The 3,734-nt window shown below is 64.9% G+C and carries 4 protein-coding genes and 1 pseudogene; 4 read left to right on the top strand and 1 reads right to left on the bottom strand.

Translation table 11 applies throughout. From position 1 onward, the window contains the following. The 4 genes and pseudogenes from EN781_RS28340 to EN781_RS28325 all read left to right on the top strand — a co-directional run. Positions 1-459, top strand: a pseudogene (locus tag EN781_RS28340) (urea ABC transporter permease subunit UrtC); the annotation flags it as partial. Positions 460-463: 4 nt separating this feature from the next. Further along, positions 464-1,210 (top strand): urea ABC transporter ATP-binding protein UrtD, encoded by a 747-nt coding sequence (gene urtD / locus EN781_RS28335; protein ID WP_126054760.1) that lies wholly within the window; start codon positions 464-466, stop codon positions 1,208-1,210. Between the two features lie 70 nt (positions 1,211-1,280). Next, positions 1,281-1,976, top strand: a complete 696-nt coding sequence (gene urtE, locus EN781_RS28330; RefSeq protein WP_126054759.1) for an urea ABC transporter ATP-binding subunit UrtE — start codon at positions 1,281-1,283, stop codon at positions 1,974-1,976. 424 nt (positions 1,977-2,400) lie between these two features. After that, positions 2,401-2,574, top strand: a complete 174-nt coding sequence (locus EN781_RS28325) for a hypothetical protein (protein ID WP_126054758.1) — start codon at positions 2,401-2,403, stop codon at positions 2,572-2,574. Positions 2,575-2,593: 19 nt separating this feature from the next. Here EN781_RS28325 and EN781_RS28320 read toward each other — a convergent pair. Continuing rightward, positions 2,594-3,734, bottom strand: a 1,141-nt coding sequence (locus EN781_RS28320; RefSeq protein WP_145965673.1) for a GGDEF domain-containing protein, incomplete at its 5' end; no start/stop codon positions are given.

The following is a 3,734-nucleotide window of genomic DNA, read 5'->3' as shown; positions in this document are numbered from 1 at the left end:
GTCAAGCTGTTCGCCTTCACCGTTTCGGCGATCTTGGCCGGCATCGCCGGCGCGCTTTACGTGCCGCAGGTCGGCATCATCAATCCCGGCGAGTTCGAGCCGTCCAACTCGATCGAGGTGGTGATCTGGGCGGCCGTCGGCGGGCGTGGCACCATTGTCGGCCCGATCGTCGGCGCACTGCTCGTCAATGCCGGAAAATCCTGGTTCACCGGCGTGCTGCCGGAATTCTGGCTGTTCGCGCTGGGCGGCCTGTTCGTGGCCGTAACCCTGTTGCTGCCCAAGGGCATCGTCGGCATGTGGGACAGCTGGCGCAGCAAGGCCAGGGCGTTGCGCACAGCCTCGCTCGCGGCGGATGTCGGCAGCGATCCGCAAGAGCCGCAGCCGAAGATCGTGCGCTCGGCGGCGAGGACGCCCGGTGCCTGGTCCGCCGCCAAACCCGAACCGCAGCCGGCGGAGTAGGGCGATGTCCAAGTCGAACACAATCCTCTATCTCGATGGCGTCTCGGTCTCCTTCGACGGTTTCCGCGCCATCAACAATCTGTCGCTGGTGCTCGACAAGGGCGAGATGCGGGCGATCATCGGCCCCAACGGCGCCGGCAAGACGACGATGATGGACATTGTCACCGGCAAGACGCGGCCGGACGAAGGCGAGGTCTTTTTCGACGGCCAGGTCGATCTCACCCGGCATGACGAGGCCGAGATCGCCATGATGGGCATCGGCCGGAAATTCCAGAAGCCGACCGTCTTCGAAAGCCACACGATCGAGGAGAATCTGATGCTGGCCCTCAAAGGGCCGCGCTCGATCTTCCCGGCGCTGTTCCATCGCCGCTCTGCAGCGGAAGCGCGGCGCATCGACGACATACTCGGCATCATCCGTCTCGGCGATAAGCGCGCGGAGCTGGCCGCCAGCCTCAGCCACGGCCAGAAGCAATGGCTGGAGATCGGTATGCTGCTCGCGCAGGACCCGAAGCTGCTGCTGGTCGACGAGCCGGTCGCCGGCATGACCGATGCCGAGACGGAGGAGACGGCGCGCCTGCTCAAGGATATCGCGCGAGATCATTCAGTCATCGTCGTCGAGCACGACATGCATTTCGTGCGCGAGCTCGGCGTCAAGGTCACCTGCCTGCACGAAGGCTCGGTGCTGTCCGAGGGCTCGCTCGATTTCGTCTCGGCCGACGAGCGTGTCGTCGAAGTCTATTTGGGGCGTTGAGCATGATCTGGCGGGTCTCGTTCCACCGTTTCGACCTTTCCTTCCTCAGGCGCTGGAGAAGGCGCTGACCATGCTCGAAGTTTCCAACGCCACGCTGCATTACGGTGCCGCCCAGGCGCTGCGCGGTGTTTCGCTGAAGGCCGGCGCCGGCAAGATCACCTGCGTGCTCGGCCGCAACGGCGTCGGCAAGACCAGTTTGATGAGATCGATCGTCGGCCACCACCGGCTGACGAGCGGAAGCGTTGCCTTCGAGGGGAAGGCGCTCGACCGGAGCGCGGCGTATGACCGCGCCCGGTCGGGCATCGCATTCGTGCCGCAAGGCAGGGAGGTCTTCCCGCTGCTGACGGTACGCGAGAATCTGGAGACCGGCTTCGCGCCGCTGAAACGGGCCGACCGCAACATCCCGGCGCATGTCTTCGAGCTGTTCCCGGTGCTGAAGCAGATGCTCGGCCGTCGCGGCGGCGATCTCTCCGGCGGCCAGCAGCAGCAGCTCGCCATCGGCCGGGCGCTGGTGACGCGGCCGAAGCTGCTCGTGCTCGACGAGCCGACCGAAGGCATCCAGCCCTCGATCATCAAGGACATCGGCCGCGCCATCCGCTACCTGCGCGACCAGGCCGGCATTGCCGTGCTTCTCGTTGAGCAGTATCTCGACTTCTGCCGCGAGCTTGCCGACGAGGTCAACATCATGGACCGCGGGCAGATCGTCCACACCGGCCCCGCTGAAGACCTCGATCGCGCGGATGTCCGGAAGTTCCTGACGGTGTAGCTCGCCTTCGTCATTCTTGGGCGTGCCAAGGAGCGAAGCGACGCGGCGCAGATCCAAGGATCCATGCCGTGACATCGGCGGAAGATTGCGGCGGTCCAGAATAAAAACCGTTCAACCTCGCTCCTGCCATCCTAGAATCTGCACCTTTAGTAGCGCTTCCAAGTAACGGCAGGGATCCTTGGGTCTTCGCTCCGCTTCGCGCTGGCTGCGGCCAAGGATGACGAAGTCATTGACGGCTCTGGCGTGTTTAATACCGCATGCTAGTCTTTTCTTGGCCTTGGTGAGTCGGCCGCTTTCCGTACCAGTCGCGAATGAGGGGGAAGGTGCTGGCCGGCCGGCAAGTTCCACGCAAGCAAGCAAGCCTAGCTTTCCCCGCAGTGATTGTCGGTCAATGCGTCCAAACAATCTTGCCAGGGGGAAGGCGATGGAGCGTTTTGTCGAAGACTACCAGAAGCGACGCCTCACCGAGCGCGTCGACATCATCACCGCCATCAACATCCTGCGGTCGCAGGGCTACGATCGGGACGAATTGATCGGCGAAATGACCAAGGTTTTCTATGTCGACCTCGATGCCTACAACGAGGTGATGGCGCACTGAAGCGAAGGCAGGCCGGGCGCTAGCTCGCTCGCCGCAGCGTCGCGGCAAGCACGCGGTTGCGGCCGCCGCGCTTGGCGGCATAGAGCGCCTTGTCGGCGGCGCTGAGCACCTTGTCGAAGCTGATGCCGTCCTGGCTGCCGAAGGCGTAGCCGGCGCTGACCGTGCAGGACAGCGGGCGCGTCTCGGTTTCGATGTGGCGCGCGGCGAAAGATGCACGGATGCGCTCGGCGGCGAACTCGACCTTCTCGGGCAAGGTGCGCTTGAGCACCAGCGCGAATTCCTCGCCGCCCAGGCGCGCGGCGGCGTCGGTCGGCTGAAGATTGGCCGCGAGTTCCTCGGCGAACACTTTCAGCACCGCGTCGCCGGCGGCATGGCCGAACTCGTCGTTGATCGCTTTGAAGCCGTCGAGGTCGAACACCACCACCGCCATGAAAGCGCCGACCGGCGCCTCGCCATGCAGGTCGAACAGCGCGCGCCGGTTGAGCAGGCCGGTCAGCGGATCGGTGAGCGCATTGCGCCGGTGATGCTGCGCCAGCCGCCCCTGGTTCAGCGCCAGCGACAGCCCGCCGATGCCGGTCATCGAGGCGATGACGATGATGAGGCTGAGATCCTCGGCCCAGTTGCTCGGCGCGTGGCCGAGCACCAGCCTGCCGTCCCAGGCCAGCACCGCCGCGCACAGCACGAACGAAGCCGCGGTCAGCGAATAGAGCAGGGCGACACCCTGCAGCGGCGCAGGCGCTTCCTCCCGCCCGCGCCAGTATTCATGCGCCGTCGCGAACAGCAGCAGGCCGGCAAGGAAATTCTCCAGCATGAAGCCAAGCCCGTCATAGCCGAGCGCCATGGGCGGCAGCGCCAAAGCGAGCGAAATGCCGGCGCCCACCAGGACGCGCGGCAATGGCGAGCGCCCTGTCCTGAACTGGTGGGCGGCACCCAGCATCACCGAAAAGCCGAGCAGCAGAAGTGCCAGCGTCAGAACGCCGAGGACAGGCCCAGGGGCTTCGATATAGGCGTCATAGACGAACACCTCGCCGACGATCACCAGCACGCTGATGGCCCAGGTCAGAAGGAACCTGTCGGAGCGGGCGGTCAGCCATGTGCCGAACAACGTCATGCTGAGGCAAGCGGCGGAAAAGCCGACCGCCAGCAGCATTGAATTGTAG

Origin of the sequence: Mesorhizobium sp. M4A.F.Ca.ET.090.04.2.1, assembly GCF_003999085.1 — a bacterium.
Taxonomy (GTDB): domain Bacteria; phylum Pseudomonadota; class Alphaproteobacteria; order Rhizobiales; family Rhizobiaceae; genus Mesorhizobium.
This window is presented reverse-complemented; position numbering and strand designations above follow the sequence as displayed.

Excerpts from the sequence above, each read along its gene's own strand:
- urtD (WP_126054760.1), top strand. The coding sequence starts at position 464 with ATGTCCAAGTCGAACACAATCCTCTATCTCGATGGCGTCTCGGTCTCC.
- urtE (WP_126054759.1), top strand. The coding sequence starts at position 1,281 with ATGCTCGAAGTTTCCAACGCCACGCTGCATTACGGTGCCGCCCAGGCG.
- EN781_RS28325 (WP_126054758.1), top strand. The coding sequence starts at position 2,401 with ATGGAGCGTTTTGTCGAAGACTACCAGAAGCGACGCCTCACCGAGCGC.